The sequence below is a fragment of the Nostoc sp. KVJ20 genome, assembly GCF_001712795.1.
Lineage (GTDB): Bacteria > Cyanobacteriota > Cyanobacteriia > Cyanobacteriales > Nostocaceae > Nostoc.
The window spans coordinates 1-18,094 of record NZ_KV757754.1; the positions used below are offsets into that span (position 1 = coordinate 1).

At 40.4% G+C, this 18,094-nt stretch carries 13 protein-coding genes and 1 pseudogene; 6 read left to right on the top strand and 8 right to left on the bottom strand.

The window, feature by feature from the left end:
• The 5 genes and pseudogenes from A4S05_RS34835 to A4S05_RS34855 all read right to left on the bottom strand — a co-directional run.
• Window positions 1-1,432, bottom strand: a pseudogene (locus tag A4S05_RS34835) (AAA family ATPase); the annotation flags it as partial.
• Window positions 1,426-1,764 carry a hypothetical protein gene (locus tag A4S05_RS34840; protein ID WP_069074332.1) on the bottom strand — a complete coding sequence of 113 codons (339 nt, stop codon included), beginning with the start codon at window positions 1,762-1,764 and terminating at the stop codon, window positions 1,426-1,428. The gene A4S05_RS34840 and the pseudogene A4S05_RS34835, both read right to left, overlap by 7 nt.
• Before the next feature lie 2 nt (window positions 1,765-1,766).
• Window positions 1,767-2,039, bottom strand: coding sequence for a hypothetical protein (locus tag A4S05_RS43920; protein WP_256091364.1), 273 nt, complete (start codon window positions 2,037-2,039; stop codon window positions 1,767-1,769).
• A 201-nt stretch (window positions 2,040-2,240) separates the two neighbouring features.
• A complete protein-coding gene (locus A4S05_RS34850; RefSeq protein ID WP_069074334.1) occupies window positions 2,241-2,567 on the bottom strand; it encodes a hypothetical protein in 327 nt (108 codons plus the stop codon).
• Window positions 2,568-2,636: 69 nt separating this feature from the next.
• Window positions 2,637-2,843: a hypothetical protein gene (locus A4S05_RS34855; RefSeq protein WP_012412959.1), complete on the bottom strand. Its 207-nt coding sequence runs from the start codon at window positions 2,841-2,843 to the stop codon at window positions 2,637-2,639.
• A gap of 202 nt (window positions 2,844-3,045) precedes the next feature.
• Here A4S05_RS34855 and A4S05_RS34860 point away from each other — a divergent pair, with 202 nt between their 5' ends.
• The 4 genes from A4S05_RS34860 (at window position 3,046) to A4S05_RS34875 (ending at window position 8,541) form a co-directional block, all read left to right on the top strand.
• Window positions 3,046-3,456: a hypothetical protein gene (locus A4S05_RS34860; RefSeq protein WP_069074335.1), complete on the top strand. Its 411-nt coding sequence runs from the start codon at window positions 3,046-3,048 to the stop codon at window positions 3,454-3,456.
• A 484-nt stretch (window positions 3,457-3,940) separates the two neighbouring features.
• Window positions 3,941-6,250, top strand: coding sequence for an SF1B family DNA helicase RecD2 (locus A4S05_RS34865; protein WP_069074336.1), 2,310 nt, complete (start codon window positions 3,941-3,943; stop codon window positions 6,248-6,250).
• Between the two features lie 73 nt (window positions 6,251-6,323).
• Window positions 6,324-6,557 (top strand): hypothetical protein, encoded by a 234-nt coding sequence (locus A4S05_RS34870; protein WP_069074337.1) that lies wholly within the window; start codon window positions 6,324-6,326, stop codon window positions 6,555-6,557.
• Between the two features lie 1,321 nt (window positions 6,558-7,878).
• Window positions 7,879-8,541 (top strand): tyrosine-type recombinase/integrase, encoded by a 663-nt coding sequence (locus A4S05_RS34875; protein ID WP_069074345.1) that lies wholly within the window; start codon window positions 7,879-7,881, stop codon window positions 8,539-8,541.
• Between the two features lie 102 nt (window positions 8,542-8,643).
• Here the strand turns inward: A4S05_RS34875 and A4S05_RS34880 are convergent, their stop codons facing one another.
• The 3 genes from A4S05_RS34880 to A4S05_RS34890 form a co-directional block, all read right to left on the bottom strand.
• The gene (locus A4S05_RS34880) at window positions 8,644-12,117 is read right to left on the bottom strand and encodes a plasmid replication protein, CyRepA1 family (RefSeq protein ID WP_256091368.1); all 3,474 of its coding nucleotides are present in this window, start codon (window positions 12,115-12,117) and stop codon (window positions 8,644-8,646) included.
• 696 nt (window positions 12,118-12,813) lie between these two features.
• A complete protein-coding gene (locus tag A4S05_RS34885) occupies window positions 12,814-13,014 on the bottom strand; it encodes a hypothetical protein (protein ID WP_069074339.1) in 201 nt (66 codons plus the stop codon).
• A 21-nt stretch (window positions 13,015-13,035) separates the two neighbouring features.
• Window positions 13,036-14,484 (bottom strand): helix-turn-helix domain-containing protein, encoded by a 1,449-nt coding sequence (locus A4S05_RS34890; protein WP_069074340.1) that lies wholly within the window; start codon window positions 14,482-14,484, stop codon window positions 13,036-13,038.
• A gap of 450 nt (window positions 14,485-14,934) precedes the next feature.
• Between A4S05_RS34890 and A4S05_RS34895 the strand changes: the two genes are divergently transcribed.
• On the top strand, window positions 14,935-16,803 hold the full coding sequence (locus tag A4S05_RS34895; protein ID WP_084227375.1) for a protein kinase domain-containing protein: 1,869 nt from the start codon (window positions 14,935-14,937) through the stop codon (window positions 16,801-16,803).
• Between the two features lie 259 nt (window positions 16,804-17,062).
• A complete protein-coding gene (locus tag A4S05_RS34900) occupies window positions 17,063-18,070 on the top strand; it encodes a hypothetical protein (protein WP_069074341.1) in 1,008 nt (335 codons plus the stop codon).
• The last annotated feature ends 24 nt before the right edge of the window (window positions 18,071-18,094 follow it).

An 18,094-nucleotide genomic window follows, 5' to 3' on the forward strand; every position in this document is an offset into this window, starting at 1 on the left:
CTGTCTGGACTACTGGAGTTAAACCAATCACTTCACTAGCAAATAAAGTAGCTCGGCGGTTGAAAGGAAATGTTAACTGGGGTCTTTGTCTCAACAGCAAACTGTCGAGCCAGATTGACCATGTATACTGCATTTCTCTAATCAACTCCGCAGGTTGATTGATATAGCCGGAAATTAACCGACAAGCGTCATCAATTTCTTCTGTAGAGTTGCGATAGACTAAAATAGTAACTGCTACATTTTCCGGGATATCTCCTGTATAAAGTTGTTTCTGAGCATCGACTGACCGCTCTGTATTAATTTGCGCTCCTACATCAATAGTCTTTTTCCTAGCACTAATTTCGGCATTTATTGACCGCCTCGTAATCAATTGTTGGGTAAGCCTAATCATTTTTTGATCGGCTGGGCTAATCTCTGTTATTATCTCGACATCATAAATAACCTCGCGTGAGAATACGTCCCATAAAAAGCGTACTTGCTGATGGGTTGAAGCAAATACCTCTGGTTTTTGGGCAAGCGTCATTACGCCGATATACTTCTTTTTGTCAGTACTCTGGTGGGGCAAACATACCCAGCGCCTATCAGCGTGAGGTATGCCGTTATTCAGAAGTACGGATGTAGCGTGCAATTGGTCGTTATACCGCGATGGGTTGGGCGCGGCTTCGTTAATCTCCTCCCTTAATTCACCAGTATCATAAACCAAGGTATGGGGCACTTTTACAGCCTTTGCACCCATTCTATCAACTAGGTCGTCCCACAATTGCTTGTCTGATTTTGGCGAGGGGAACAAGCCCATCTCAGATAGTATTTGTTGATGCCGCAAAGAGACTATTATCGCTTTTTCAAGAACTTGAATTAAGTTTTGAAGAGTGAGTTCGGTTGCTCCTGTTGGGGTGAATTTGCGCTGTAGGAAGTTAGCTAGCTTAACTATCGCTCTATCTACCGCGTCACCACCTTCGGTTCCTCCTGGGCGGACAGTGAAAGTCGTGTAAATACTGAGCTTGATATCCTTACGCTGATGGTTACGTGTGAGTTCTTGCATTCGGGCAACCTGCCCCCAATCAAGAAACTCACTCTCAGGAGATACGGGGTTTCGCAGCCTTTGGTGATAGCTTTCAATTACTTTGTCTTCATCGCAAAACGAAGACCATCTAAACGTGAATTTCTCACCTTCGGAGAACTCTTTACAGCCGTTCTCAAAAGCCTTGGCCATCGCCTCTAGTCTCTCTGATGAATTAAACAGTGGGTGAAAGCCAGTGCATTCATATCCGAATACTAATTGCAGCGTGTTGTTAGTATCGCTTACTTGTTTTTTGCTCAACAAGTAAGCCCCAATTTCATAGTTACCCTTTTTCAATTTCACTAAAGTTGCTAGGTCTAGAAAGTCTTCAAAGGGTACTATTTTTTGATTACGAATGCTGCTTTTTACCATAGTTTAGGCATCCCCTTTGAACCCGCCCTTTTTTTGTTTTGGGGCGAAGTATATCTGACATAGCCACGAGTGAAAACTGGAACGCTTGGGAACACTCTTGACCAGAACAAGTAAGGACGCTTCCCAGATAAAACTATCACCGTAGCACTCAACCAAACACCAGCCAGCAGTCCCCAAACTATTCCTGCCCCAAACATAATCGCTATGATGAAGCCCACGCCAAACATAAATAAGGCGACTGCAAACTGAAAGCCAGTAAAAATGCCGATTGTTGCATTTTGACCAAGTGACTGATTCACCCGTTTCATGGGCGATTTATTAGACTCGCTCATCACTAACAAGCGGCTGTAACGCCGTTAAATAAGATACTTTGAGCAATCCAAAGCACCAGGATTATAAAAAACACGCCTACGGGTTGTTGAACCATCTGCGTTACTTCTTGTCCTTCACCAATGCCGTTGGCAACCTTAAGCCCAGAAGCCACAAAGTATACAAACAAAAGTACTGTGATGGTTGCATTGATCACTGCCGGAAGTGCTTGAATGGCAGCCGCGCCGCCAGCCGCACCACCACCAATACCGCCAGCGCCGCCGAACATACAAGTCATTGCCACCTGGGCCGAATCGAACAAGCCCCACCCATAAGAGGGCATTGACTGCATGACAATGATTGTCGCCGTACCGGCAGCGTTTATGTGATGCTGATACTTGCGCCCAATCGCCGCAAGCGCCTTAGCTAGAACTTGAGTTTGTGTTCTTCCTACAGAATTATTAGATGCCAAGTGAATTTCTCCTTATAAACATAAAAATTACTTTTTCGAGCCTCTTTGAAGAAATTCATTCTCTATGTCAGCTAAAGTATGCTCTCTAGCTAGTGAGCGAATTTCTTGAAGGGGAGCAATATGATACTTGTATAGCTTGCTCATGCCATTCAGACCACCTGTTTTTTTGTTGGTGAATTTCTTGAACTCTGGCAAGTATTTCCGAGCGATATTCAAATATGCTTGTAGTTGTCTTGCAGAAACCTTTGGCTTTAACATCGCCGCAACTTCTGGTCTTGTTAGTTCTTCATTTTGCCAAGTATTCCCCCCTATCCCCATGATTCTGAGAACTTCTTGCAACTTCTGACTATACATAAAATACCCCGCCTTTTTCGTGGCGGGGGAGTGTCATTTTAAAAAATATTAGCGGTCATAAAAAACTGGTTAAAGATAAGAATTGAGCGCTTTTCCTTCCCGTTCCCACTTTTCATCTAAAAGACGACAAGCTACGCGAACAACATTCTGAGGATTCCGTTTATGTTCTCCTGGCATATTCCAGTTTCGGGTAGTGTATTCACTTTCGTACCCCAAAACCAGGGCAAGCTCCCGATAACTTAATTTCCACTTCTTCTTAAACTCTATTGGGTGCATAGTATTTATTTGATACTTGCATAAGGAACTTATTTAATATTTATAACATAATTAATTAGTCAAATCTTTATAATTTTGTGTCAAAGGATAAATAATCTTCTTATATTTATTTATCTTAATATCTTGATAAAAGATATTAGCTATCATCGGATTTATCTAATTTATCTATAATAGAGATATTCTCTTTTAATCAATCATTTTTATGTCCAACACAGATGCTAATTTTCAGCAACTATTTCAATCCAAAAGTCAAGTTAATAAAGATAACGAAAATCCCACGTTATCAGTCAATCGCCTAACTCCCACTGATGACCAAATCAAAGACTGGCTACAGTCACCACAAATCAAACAGTGGCTTACAAAACTACTAATGGGCATACCGAATAATCTCAAGATAGAAGCGATAAATACCATAATCAAAAATGTTATACAAAATCCAGACAAAGACTCTCGAGTACAATTCGGTAGTTCAACTATTGGAGTTGATGTTTTACGGTGGCAGCTTTGGGCATCCTATAAATTACCTTACGCCACTGGAATCAAAACTCCTGATTGCCCCTACACTTTAAAAAAAACATTTGGATACTCCCGACTAACTTCCCAGATCATATAATCCTGAAGTTTCATTAAATTCCCACACAATACCCGATCTATTCTTACCAAAACTACCATGCTTAACTGCGAACTGAGAATTTCTTCTACTATCTCACAAACAGCAATGACAAATAAATAGATAAAAGTACGATTTTAATCCGTACTTCCGTCTCTTGATTTTTAATCAATCATCGTTATATTTTGTCGGGTTAAGTAGAGAGCAATGCAACAGGCGATCGCACATCTTAAGGGCAGGTACGCCATCGCTTGACTGCCATTAACTTAGTAGATGACTAAATCTTGTATTGAAGCCAAATTTGATGACGTTAACAGAAACATTTCTTTACATCCCTTTTAGGCGATCGCACATGGACATCTTTCATCCATCACAGAAGGAAATTCTTTAGACTTCGTAAGCCAATTGGATTTTCGATTTGGGACGATGAGTTAGCTTTAGAGCTACCCTTGTAGAAGAACAGAATCTCTCAATTACTCTTTGACTCATGACGAGGCTCCTTCAAGTCGAAAAATTTCCGATTCTGATGTTGCCGGAAATCGAGGCGTATTTAGAAAGTGGACTATTTCGTGGAATCGGCAAGAAAACTGCTCAAACTTTGGTCAACTGTTTTGGAAGCGAGACTTTATCGATATTAGATAACAACCCCGAAAAACTTTACACTGTTCCCGGACTAACTCAATATCGGATTGATGGTATTACCAAAGCTTGGTCAGAGAGTAAAAAGAATCCGAACTTGGGAGTGATTACCCAACTTTTGGCTGTGGGAACTTCATTGAAGTTAGCTTTGAAAATTTGTGACTATTACGGACACAAAACTGCAAATGTACTTCAGAACAACCCTTACAGATTAATTGATGACATTGACGGCATCGGTTTTAAGACTGCTGATGAGTTAGCCATATCTCTTGGTATCCCGCTATACAGTGATACTCGTTATATCTCAGCTTTAATCCATGTTTTAAAATCCGGCTTGCGTGAAGGGAATTGTTTTTTACCCTTTGAGCAATTAGTAAGTATTGCCACTTCCCTGCTTTCTTCACCACAGCATACGCCCGATGTTCAATTTTTAAATACAATCATTCAACAGTTACTCTCCAAGGGGACTTTAGTTTCGGGTGATGTTGGTAATAGTGTTTATCTCAAAGCTGCTTATCGGGCTGAACTTTCTGTGACTTTGAAGATTCTTGCTCTCCTTGACCAACCAACTCACCCCACTGAACATTTAGAACACTGGTTAGCCGAATTCCAAACTGCTGACTATCGCCAACTTTCACGTTTAAGTGATGAACAAATTAGTGCCTTGATGATGGCAGCCAAACATCCAATTAGCATTATCACTGGTGGCCCTGGTCGAGGGAAAACTTATGTACTGAAAACCTTGGTTGAATGGTTCATGCATACTGATAAAGCGATTGCACTTGCCGCTCCAACAGGGAAAGCTGCTAACCGGATGAAAGATGCTACAGGCATTGAAGCAACTACTATTCACCGTTTATTGCAATGGCAGGGAAACAATGCGGTTTTTCTTTATAACGAGGATAATCCTCTAAATCTTGATTGTCTAATCGTTGATGAATTTTCAATGGTTGATATATTTCTGTTCAATTCGCTACTCAAAGCCTTGCCCAAAAAAACCAGAATTGTACTGGTAGGGGACTTTGATCAATTGCCCAGTATTGGCGCAGGAATGGTCTTGCGAGATTTAATTGTTTCTGAACTCGTGCCAACAACTTTCTTACAGACGATTTATCGCCAACGGCACGAAAGCCCGATTATTTATGCTGCTAATGATGTCAATTCTGGCATAGTCCCTACACTGCACAATTTTAATCAAGTTTCTGATTGGATGGATGTCGGTGACTGTGCAATGATTCAAAAAGACTCGCCCCAAGCGACCTCCCAAGCCATCGTTGAGTTGGTTAAAGCTATTGGCCAGTCAGGTGTTGATTTAAATCAACAACTAATAATCTTAGCGCCGCAAAAACAAGGAGACTGTGGAGTTCACAATCTCAATCAGCTTCTTGCCCCTATCTTTAATCCAAAACTTGAAAATCAACTACAAGTTATCTCTGGGTCGGTTGTCTACCGTGCGGGCGATCGCGTAATCCAACTGAAAAACCGTTATGAAACTGTCCCGCCTGTGATGAATGGCGAGATCGGTCAGGTTATTGCTGTGGAGCCGGAAAAATTTTTGGTTACGATCTCTTGGGAGGGCGGTGCAGTTGTTAATTATTATCCTGGAGACTTCGAGCAAATTATGCACTCGTTTTGTATAACTTGTCACAAGAGTCAAGGTAGCCAATTTCCTTATGTGATTTTTCCATTGGTCAGGGCTAATTACCGGATGTTAACCCGTCAGCTGCTCTACACGACTATGACTCGCGCAATGGGTACATTCATCGCAGTTGGACAGCATGAAGCATTGAAAACTGCTGTCGCTACTGATAAACCCGCCCAGCGTTTTACTGGACTAACCAATCTCCTCATTTCACCTGTTGAACAACTTAGTGAAATCTGGCAGAGTTTGAGCAACACCAGAAAAACCACTTGTACGACAACATCTTCCCCTACTGTTACTGTCGCTTCTAGGCTACAACAACGTCAACTGACTGCAACACAAGGACAGATGACTACTATTGGTAGTCTTGCACTACAAATGTATGAATCCAAGTATGCTTATCGTCCGTCAAAACAGCCCGAACTTGTCGGGAAGTTTCGCTTTAATACTTATCACTATGAAACTACCGCAATTGAGTTGATTGATTCAGCAATTGACGCAGTTCTGCTCCAATAATAAAACCCATGCCCAAAATGAGAACAACGGTCGCATCCAACCAGACTACTCTTGAAGTACACTTTTAACATCTATGGGTATTCCGGCAGCAGAGTTAAAGATCGGGCAATCGGTGAAGTATCTAATCGGTACTCGAAGCGGCATGAGCGCGGCAATAACCGATATCAGCAAATCATCTCTTAGCATCAAAAATACTTATATTGTTACTTTGACCTTTGATGATGATTCACTACCAAATCACTTAAAAACACAACAACTAACTGTTTATGACGAATTGCTTGAAGGTTGTGAAATAATTACATTTTAAAAAATTAAAATATCGTTGGTTGCTCGGCATCGCAATTTGCCGACCAATGGTCGGCAAAAACTTAATTATGATTCTCAAAAACTAATCCTTTATATGAGCCAAGATCAAGGGTGTTAAAAAGAGCGGGAATTTGCAGACCACCATGCCAAAGGATGTCTGTGCCTTCCCTTATGCCCTCTGTATTACTTTATTTTTTATAATATAAAACACCTTGCTTTACGCAATTATCACTACTGTAGGCATCGCTATGCAGTAAAACTTTCTGCATTATACTCATCTAGGTAAATAGGCTAAATGAACCTACCATCAACCTAATTTGTTTACCTAGACAAGTATCATGATATAGCACGGGGGTTTTGTTCGATGTTAAAGTTGTATTTTTAACTGTGTAATTTACGACATCATAAACTAACTCGCAATCACCTAAAGTTCCTTCGCCCATTAGGGAGCATTTTGGCGTTCAGGCACTTACAAGTAATAAAATGCCCAGCCCCTATGGGCTTGGTGCAGTCGCTCATGGGGGAAACCCCCTTGGCGCTAGCCTCTCCCTTTGGGAGAAGACCGCGCTGCTTCACCGTATCAAGGATATTTTGGCTACACAACTATATTTCTGACGCTTTCGCCCTTCTCCCGAATCGTTAAAGGAAGATGCACTCGCGAACGGGGCGAAAGCTAGGCTCATAGCATTTTATTATTTGGATCTCCCTTACCCTGAAAATTGATTCAGGACAAATTCGGAATCAATTGCAGAAAAGTTTGAGTTTTTGGCACGCAAGTTTTACCCGTTTCTTGAAGAATTTTTTCTGTAGCAATCAAACCACCCTCAAAAAAATAAACTAAAAATGACTCTATAGTTTTATGGCGTGATAGCGATTAAATAGCGGGTTATTCGGATAAGGCTTCATTTGGCACTGAAGCAACAGAAGCAGGGGGAAATTTTGTACAAGTTCTTTAAAATAAGCACCTTTGCCCCTTTTCTTTAACCCAAACCGACACCTGTAATATTTGTATACTCAAATGCTAGGGGTATGCTCTTTGACCTAATGCATCATTTATTAACTATAAAGTCATTATTAGTTTATTTTTTTTCACCTATTTTTAGGTTTTTCTTTTAGAGGTGTATTTTTAGGGGGAACCACAAAAAAAAGATACCAGCCATCTTCGCCACACACTAGGTATTAAATATTCACAGTAATTCCGCTAATTGCTGAAAAACCCCATACTGCTCATCTGCATAACTGTGAAAATTGCACCCCTGGCAAAACCTGTCTCGTGGACTGGGATAATAAGAACAGGGCGGGGTGTTGATGGGGCAGCAACCTTGAAAATTGATAGGCATGGTCGAGCAAAGATTTTGTCTTTGCAGGAAATTCAACTTCTGTTCTCGCAGGGGGTGGATTCACTGCGAGATAAAGCGCTGTTTGCGGTGATGCTTTACACAGCGTGTCGGGTGAATGAAGCAGTAACGTTGCTTAAGCGCGACGTATATGATGCCAAAGGAAAAGTCAGAGCCAAAATCATCTTTCGCAAAGGCAACACGAAAGGGAAACTGGCTACCCGTGCCATCCCGGTAATTCAAGAATTGCGAGTCAGGTTGCAAGCATATAAACCGCGTGATGATTCTCCTTGGTTGTTCCCTGGAAATGCTGACCACTCAAGAGCCAATAACCACCTGCACCGGGATTCGGCACTGTGGATAGTGCGAGTCGCTTGCAAAAAAGTAGGAGTTGAAGGCGTAAGCTCTCACAGCTTTCGGCGCACAGCACTCACCTCGATGAGTAATGCCGGGATTCCCTTAAGAGTGATTCAGGAAATTTCTGGGCATCGCACGTTGGACGAGCTGTACAAGTACCTGGAGGTAAGAGAAGATCAAGTATTGGGAGCGGTATCATCTTTAGCACTACTTGCTCCGGTCGATGAAGACGACTTCGGGAAACCCAACTTTGTCGAAGTGACCGATAATTCAGTAAAGAAAAGGCATTGACCCCATTTTACCAAAAAATCGATTTAGCAAAGCAGCATCAGCACAATTGCTGAAAGCAAAAGTAGAAATTACTTCAAGGATGCGGTTAGTTATGACGAAAGTTTAGCCCCCCTCCATAGGCAACACTTCTTCCAAGAGCCATTCATAAAATTCAGGAACTTGAGATTCCACAAGTCGCAGTTCATTTGCCGCGATCGCTTCAAGTTCCAGTACCGTCTCCCAGCGCAAATCCTCAACCCATCCCTTGAGAATGCCTTTAATTGCCTCCACTCCACGAGAAATGCCAGAGCGAAGTATTTCCACGCAATGAAGTAGCGTAATGCGATCGGTTGGACGCGACTCAAATTCGGTAGTATCCTCCCCTTGGCAATGGGAGTTCCCTATAGCATCAAGGGGGGGAGCGGATACGGGTTGCTGATTAGGGTTTGCACTATACACCGCAGGGGTTTCGGCAGCATAATAGGTTCGATTTTCTTTTTGATTACGCTTTTCCACGCGATGAGCAATTACATGCATTGCAAATTCCAATTGCTCTTTAGATAAAGAGAAAAGTTTCACCTGTTGACCCCGCTTACCCTGCTTACGGAAAGTCAACTTTAACCCCAACTGCTCGACTAAAGTTCCTAGCAACCAAATAGGCTTACAGTCACTGGGAATAGTAAACCCAAGAATTGCTTTAACGTGAGCAGCACAATGTATAGCGATCTCCGTCATCTTGAGTAAGGTGGCATCCGAAGCGGTAACTTCCTCACCCGCAACTAAAGAAGTGAGAATCTGATGCAGCCCCAGGTTAAATCTAGCCAGCCACCGTGCCGAGTAATTGCCCCAGTCGATGCACAAAGGTAAATTGTCCCGCTCGGTGCGGTCTTTTTGAGTGACAATTGTTGGTGGGGTAGGATAAGTTTGCCCAGTTTTGGGGTCAGTAAACGATTCTTCGGGTGGGGCTAAAATTGCCTCAAGTCCGGCGATAGCTCTAATTAAGCGACCACCTTTATCCATTTCTACGAGTGATTCGGTTACTTCGATGCCGTAGGAATCAGAAATGCGGAACTTTTCACATTCAAAAATTTCATTAGGGTCAAGGTAATCTTTGCTCTGACGGGCACGGTACTCGCTCAAAGTAATATTCTTAGCCTTGGCAACAGCCGAATTGTGGGCACTATCCAAAGCTTGTGCTGCTGCTTTAAGACTTTCTTTTGCTTGGTCATCATCATCACTGCCCACACATATAAATGTATTGCCCATTTCGGTGAGGAGCGATCGCAAATCATCACGCAGATTATTCAGAGAATAGTGGCGGTTAGCCATAATTTGACAGTAAGCCTCAAGCGCCCAATCTTTCTCTGCGCCCCGCTTACCCGTTTCTCTGTCAATCCGCAACAGAAAAGCAGTCATTTCATTGGTTTGGAGCAAGCGCTCTTTAATTTTGGATGCGTTTGTATCCTTGTAACCAAAGGGGGGACGCGGGGCCACCCAAATATGAAACGGGACTTTTGGACGATAGCGGTACAGTTGTTGGGCACATTCGGTAGCGGTTTGGGAAACGCCGTGAAAGACACCAAATACTAAGTCAAAATGATACTCAGAGATATCGACACCAGTACCGAGACTGGGAGAGGTGAACAAGGCATCGAAGTTTTTGACAGCGTTGGTGATATCTTTGATGAAAGCGACATTTTCATCACTGCCAGAATTGTCAGAGTGAACAGACCAGATGCGCCATTTTTTTGGTGTATGTGATTTTTCGGAGTTAGATTCTTCGTATTTGATAGTAAAGGATTTGTCGAGTTTTTTGATGAAACGCTTACTGTCACTTGCAACCATGACTTTCTCACCAAGCATCAGCGCTGCCGAGATTTGGGCGACTATGGCGCTTGAATTATCCCCCTCGTACCAATAAATTGTGCGTGAACCATTTCGCCACTCGTTTTTAATGATGTACGGGACTTCACCTTTTGGTCGCATTGCAAGAAAGAAGTTTACCGTTAAATCGTCCATGTGTGCATCAGCGATGACGACCAGTGGCGCATTGTATACTATATATTCCAGTACCTCCAAAATGGCGGCACGGTGCTGTTTGCAAGTATTACTGTGCAGTAAATGGGTGAGGTATTGGCAGGCTTCATCTATAAATATGCAGCCGTAGGTGAGAGACTGAGTATTCAGTTTATGCAAGCTGTCAATAGTAATACTAAGGGCTTGGGCTTGAGCTAAACCTGTGTAACCCAAATCAGAGTACATGGCGGTTTTGAGTCGTTCGGCAAGATTTTTCAGCAAATTTACGCGATGCCCATTGTTGAGGAACCGTGCGTTAGGATTTTGGTCACGCCACCAGCGCATAAGTTCAGTTTTCCCTGTACCCATGTCGCTCCAGAGTACGACCAGTCCTGATTTGGGGAAATTGAAGCTAGGGGATTTCTTCGATTTAGATGAATCAACTCCGCCAGAATCGGTAGACTCCTTCTTTCTTTGATGTCCTTTAATTGATGGCGTGAAAAGTTGTTCCTTTTCAAGCTCATAAAGCTCAGGCACTGTCAAGCATTTTTCTTCAAGTTCAGGAATGCACAAAGCCTCAGAGAGATACTTGACATTAACAGTGACATCTGGTTTATATTTACTTAGTCCCCATTTCTTAGCTCGATACGAGCGCTTGTAATCAGCAAGTGATTTAGCATCATCGATGATTGCGGTCAGTAGAGCGTTAGCATCTTTGCCCCGCGCTACAACAAAATCATCAACACCTTTCTCTGACCCTGGTAACAGCGCAACTTCACAAAAGCAACCTGCCGATTCGATTGCTTTTGCAGTGCGAACAGTGGCTTGAAATACCGACCACCTGGTTTTAGCTTTTGTCTCGTAGTCAAAAAGAATTATGAACTTGCGCCCCGCTTGAGCCATTGGTACTAAGTCAGGATGCAACCGCTCATCGAAATCTTGTTTGCCCACGCGCCCGTTCCAAATTCCAGGGAGTGCGATCGCTACAAACCCTAAACTAAGCAAGCAGGCCGCTTTTTTTTCGCCCTCGCATAAGATAACCGGAATCTCTGGATGTTGCTTTACCCACTCCCAAAATATTAGTGGATTGAGTTGATCCAGTAAGCGCAATGCTAAAAGTGAATGATAGCGCTTAATTAAATAACGCTTTGCAACTTTGTCCCAAATGGGGTTAGCGACATCAAAGTAGGTAACGCGGTTGGGGGTTTTTGGGGGTGACTCGTATTTGACGGGTTTACCTGTTTGCCAATCAATGCGAGGAAAGTTGGGCTTGATCCGCCCCCACTCCATTGGTTGCCAGTTTTTGAATGGGTCAAGTGACTGAATCCACGTCCCACCCAGTAATAGATGCTGATACATTTTTATGTATCCATCTGTTACCCGACCCGCATTCTTACGTGGGATTTTATCAGATATGAACAGGAAATCATAAACTGATTCTCCCTCTACATGGAAAAAGTTGCGCTCAATCAACGCCGGATGAATGGCGCTGCCCACCGCTAATTCATGATACTCGGCGGCAGTGAGATAATTGGGGTATTCACAAATGTTACCTGGCAACACTTGATCCCCAACGCCCATCTCTTCTGGGCATTGGTTATTTTGCACGGTAGATTCCTCCGATAACTTTATTGTCAAGTTTCAGAGGGGGTCGATTAAATCAATTCGCAATTACCAACTCGCAATTCGCAGTTATATTTACGCCCGTACTTCCTCCTCATAGACGAAGTAGAGTAAAAGAGCCTGAATTCATTAATTATTCAATTACTCTGCAATTGCGAATTGCGTAGACGCGCTTTGTGCTGCTTTCTGTAGGGTTTTGCGAATTGCCTATGACGCTGCTTTTACAAAAATTTACATATCTTAAATATAAATTTTTTGTCAAAATACTACCAACGGTCAGCAAAAGCTGGCCGTGCGTATTGCTTTAGAGTATAATGGCAATAGCAAAGCAGCGTGGGTATCTTTTGACAAGTCAGTGGTTTAAGTCGCCAAACTTTAAGTGCCACTTTCTTTGTCAGCCGAGATCAACCCCGCCCAAAAATATGTCGTTTTTTTTCACCTTAAGGCAAAGCGTACTCCCTAGTGCGTTTTGCCTAAATTTTTATGTATGAGCTTTTCCTCCATTCTTAATTCTTGGGTTTATACATGAACAAGCTTGATCTTACAGAACTTTGCTTCTTTTCGCATCTAGTGAGACTTTGATTATTCGATTGTGTTACCTCCAGTATCGTACAACAACTATTAATCACCCTATGGATTTAGGGCTTTCTCAAGTCACCCAAGATCGAGATAGTTACTTTCGTCTTGGGCTGGCACTCGAAAAACTTGTAGATTGGTTCCTTGTACTAACCTATGTTTAGGTTTTTGACCAAAAATACTACTGATTGCTGATACTACCCACTGGAGATAATTCATAGCAGTGTTGGTCAGCTTGTGAAATAATGTTGGATTGTAAGTAATGTTAGGGGTGAACATACTATATTCCTCACCTCATTATTATGCAACAGATATCTTTGACAAAGGTTCGATTTTTCTTATTACTCCTAAAGGATCGGTAAAAATATATTTTTTAATTACTGGTTGTAGAGAGAAATGTATTTCTTTAGAACTAGAGTGTGTAACATTTTCAATTAATGATTGATTTTCCAAAGACTCTATTGCTTCAACTATTTCGGAAACCGGGATATTTTTGTGGGGATTATGATTAAAATGCTTCAACAATTTTTGAAAACTAATTAATTCGGAGTCAATAGTGATATGTTTAGCCAAATAAATCATGATTTCGCATTCAAGCTGATTTAATGATTTACTAAAAAGTTCATCAAGTACTGTTTGAAATTCTGGGCTAATAAAAGTTGTTTTATTATCAAAGAATATTTTAGTGCTACCAGCAAAAAAATGATTGATTCGCTCAACTACACTTTGCAATTCCGAAGGATGTCCATAATAAGTTTCAATCAATTCAAGACATTGTTCCTCGTCTGCTAAACCTTGACTGAGTAGAAACTGCATTGCTGCATCCTTATTTAAACCTTTAAGCTTAATGTATTGAAGAGGACGCTGGTTTTTTATAAGGTTCTTAAATTCATTAGGAAAAATTCTACTAGTTAAAATAAAACAGCTTTGATGCTGTTCTTCTATTATGCGCCGAAAAAATAATCTGTACTCTAGTCTTTGTTCAAAGCTAACTTTTTGGAATATTTTGTCGATTTCATCCAAAACTATGAGACAACGACGAGATTGCAATTCTTTAATCAAAGTTGTAATTTGAGCTTGCGTATATTCAACCTGAGATGAATCCAATGTGGGTTGTATTAGTTGTCTTAGCTCAGATATTAAATCTGGAACTGTCGGAGTATGAACAACCGATCTCCAAATTAAACAATCAAACTTAGATTCCGAATTAGTGCTGATCTGTTGTAATATTTTCGCAGCTAGAGCAGTTTTGCCAATTCCTGCTATTCCTATTAAAAACACACACTTGTAACGCTTTATGAACTCTCCTATTTGATTTAATTCTTGTTCTCGACCAAAAAAATTAAATGTAGTGGGCGGATTACCATTAATTTTAATAGAGCAATCTGACGGGGCTTCTTCTAGATTTTTTTCCTCTATTTGCTGTGAATTATACTGATTATGAAATAGTTTTTCTAGAAAATTACGTAATTTCTTTTTAGTGACCTTTTCTCCAGTTCCAGCAATTGCAGAAATTAAGTTCCATAACTGAGGGCCTACAAATCTTTGTAAGTAATTGGCACTATAAGTAGAGCCTGCTGATATTTCATCGTAATCAACATTATCCCAAGATCCCTTTATTAAGATGATTTCAGGGTCGGATAGATGTCTACCTATCTTAGTAAATATAAGGTTGTCTACAAAAGTCAATACTGTATCAAAGTCTAGCTGCTCGCAGGAGATTTGCTCTTCACTTTTTTTTTGCTTCATACATAGAAAAGGATTTCAAGTCAACTAGGATTTATAAACAATTATTCATCTACGTAAAACCATAGGGTACAGTCTATGATGTACTTAATACGTGTATCTTATGAAAGCTATTCACTCAATAAAGTATAAGTACAAGCATTATAGTACTATAATTTTTAGTTCAAAGTTAACGTTTTAATTTTAAGTATTATACAGATTACTAATGAATAGATTTAACAAAGCAGAACAAAGTTAGCTCAAAATATAAATAAAGTTGAAATTATTTTTTCTACTCTGTGTTTTTGCTCAAATGTAGGCGGTGTAAAGGATGTGACCTAAGAAGAGGATTGGAAAACAATAAAAGTATTATACTTTCTGCCTTTGTATTGTCGAAGTATGCATGAAATAAATAAGTTAAAGTTTTCTTGGAAATGTAACCAAAATTTCTCAGTAATTATAAGTTAATCTTATATGTCATGTTATTGTATAAATCCTCTGTGTGAGCAGCGACGAAATCCGGCTGATACCGATTTCTGCCTGTCTTGCGGTAAGCCACTAGTTATTAACAATCGGATTCGTCTAATTAAACCATTGAGAGAGTTGGAGGAGAACCTTTTTGTCTATAACGAAATCTTCGAGGTGGAGGATGCAGGGACAGAATGGATTTCAGGACCGAAACGACGAGTAATCAAAATTATTAGATGGAGTTCTCCTAAATTATTGCGGTTCGTTGAAAGGGAAGCTCTAGCCTTAGAATTGATACACCATCCGAATATTCCCCAAACCTATGGAGAAGAAGACTTCTTTGCTTATTCTCTTGAAAATAGCCCTTTTAAATTTCAATGTTTGCTGATGGACAAGATTGAAGGGGAAGATTTAGAGAAATGGATAAGCTCTCACCCGCCGATTTCACAATCTGTAGCACTAGATTGGTTGCGGCAGTTAGTAGAAATTTTAGATGTAGTACACCATACGGAATTTTTTCATAGAGATATTAAGCCAGCAAATATAATTCTCCAACCGGATGGGCAATTAGCATTAATAGATTTCGGGACAGTACGACGCATAAATGATACATATTTAGCGAAAGTCAGTGTTAGTGGGGGAACAGATACAACGATAGGACACTATGAAGTTACGAGTGTAATTTCGCATTTTTACACGCCTTTAGAGCAGATGCATGGCAGAGCTGTCCCACAGTCCGATTTTTATGCTTTAGGGCGAACTATTGTGCGCTTAGTAACAGGAGTTCGATTGATGGATCTACCCGTAGATAGAAATACACACAGATTAATCTGGAGAAATAAAGCACCACAGATTGATAAACCGTTAGCTGATTTAATTGATAATTTGATAGCTTTTAATCCAGTACATCGTCCCCAAACTACTGGAATGATATTAGAGCAATTAAAAAGAATTCCTCAAAAAACCAAAATTTATAAAGTAATAAGTTCTAAAGTTTTTATATTTAGTGTAGCAGTTTTATCTGCTAGTTTATTGGGTTTGGGAATTTATAGAATAGGATTGCCAGCTTTTGCCAATAATTTAGTAGTAGAAGGGGAAAAGTTAGAAAACGCAGACAACTCAGAGAAAGCGCAAAGAATGTTTGATCAAGCTGTCAAACTTCGTCCTGGGCTAGGTTTTCAGATTGCTAAATTCTACTTTGATAAAGCGGCTCGGGTTAAGGATGACTCAAAAACAGAAAAAAAATATTATGAATCAGCGATTAAGTATAATTCAAAAGATGTAGACTCTTACAATAACTTAGCAGTAGTCTGCCAGCTTATAGAAGACATCAATTGTGTGACTCAAGCTTATGAAAATCTTTTTAAGTTGGAACCTAATCTATGGGAAGGACACTATAACTTAGGAAATTTTTATGAGGCACAAGATAAATATGATTTAGCTCAAAACCAATATAACTTAGCAATTAGATATGGAAAAAGTCAAGCAACGGATGCGATCAATAATTTATCCAGGCTAAAGATTTTACAGCGAGAATATGCCCAAGCGGTGCAATTAGCAATAGAAGGCTTAAAGAATACTCCAGATTCGGATAAAGAGTTGAAAGCCGCTTTGTACAAAAATTTAGGATGGGCAATGTTAATGCAAAATAAATATCTACAAGCTGAAAAATATTTACAACAAGCATTTGAGTTAGATTCGCAGAGAGTTGATGTATATTGTTTATTAGCAAGCGTAAAGGAAGCATTAGGGGATGTAGAGTACGCCAGTAGTTATGGAGAGATGTGTTTACTAGCAAGAATAGATAAAGGATATTTACCGGAAATTCAGGAGTGGAGAGCAGAACTGTTAAGTCGCATTTTCAAAAAGCAATGAGAATAAAATAATTGAATTGGTAAGAATACATCTGCTTGAATACATCCCTCAGAAGGATTAAAGAAGGAAAAAAATGTTTTATAAATCAATTATTAGTACTATAGATACTTCTAAAGTATGTTAGCATAGCGGGGCGCAGCCCATTTTGACTTTTGGGTGCTAAGTTATCACAACAATTGTTTAATTTATAGTAATTTATTAAATGAATGCGTCTAGTAGATACAGAAAATTTATTTAGCTCAATTCATAAGATAGTTCAATGACAAGTATTAAAAAAAGTGCAAATGCATTAATAAAAAAAACTACACAGCTTCAAATTGGAGTAGTTGTATCAATATTGTCTTTAGTAAATGTTGAGGGCGCATGGGGTCAGCAAGCCGTTAAAGCTATTTCACATGATTTATCCTGTAAAATTGTCGCCAAAGTTATTAGTGGGGATCTTCATTACCAGGCTTTTACCAAAATATGCCCAGAAGATGAAGTAAAGGCGGCCAATGGCAAAAGAGTAAAAATTTTCTGCTATCCAAGAGGAATTATTTTAGAAGTTCCCAACGGTACTGTAGGCAAGCATTGTTCCTCACTGTCAAACATAGAACGTCGGGGCTGCAAAACGGTGTCCCAAAAAAATTGTATTAATCCTAAAGGGACAGAAGAGGCAAATTCACCAAGATTGATCAACCCGTTTGGGGTAGTGATTGTTAACCCTAGACCGTTGCTGTCATGGTCTAGCATCAAAACCGCTACTAGTTATAATGTGCAGGTTAAAGGTATTGGGGTAGATTGGGAAGTAGAAGTAAAAAGCAATAGTTTACCATACCCAGCAGATCAGCCACCAATGAAACCGGGAAATGTCTACACGGTCGATATTATGGCGATGCGGGAGAATGTACCGCTAGTTAGCAATCCCTCACCTTTAATATTATTGACAGCAGATAAAACGCAGGAAATAGACAGAACGATTAATATTCTCAAAAGCTTAAAGCAGTCTCCAGATGAATTAGCAATAGATACGGATGCAGTATATGAGGCAAAAAATTTAGTGCATAATTCCATTGAAGTGCTAAATGCCAGAGCCGAAGCAGGTTCAAGCAATCCGAAGATTTATCGCTTGTTAGGCGATCGCTACATGATAGCCAAATGGCCCCAGCAGGCGAATCAAGCATATTGGAAAGCTAAGGTATTAGCGCAAAGAAGCAATAATGCTCTGGAATTGGCTCTGGCGCAAGCTGGAATAGAAATGGCGAATGGCACAGCAAGTAAAAAATGATCAACTTATGCTTCCACTAACACC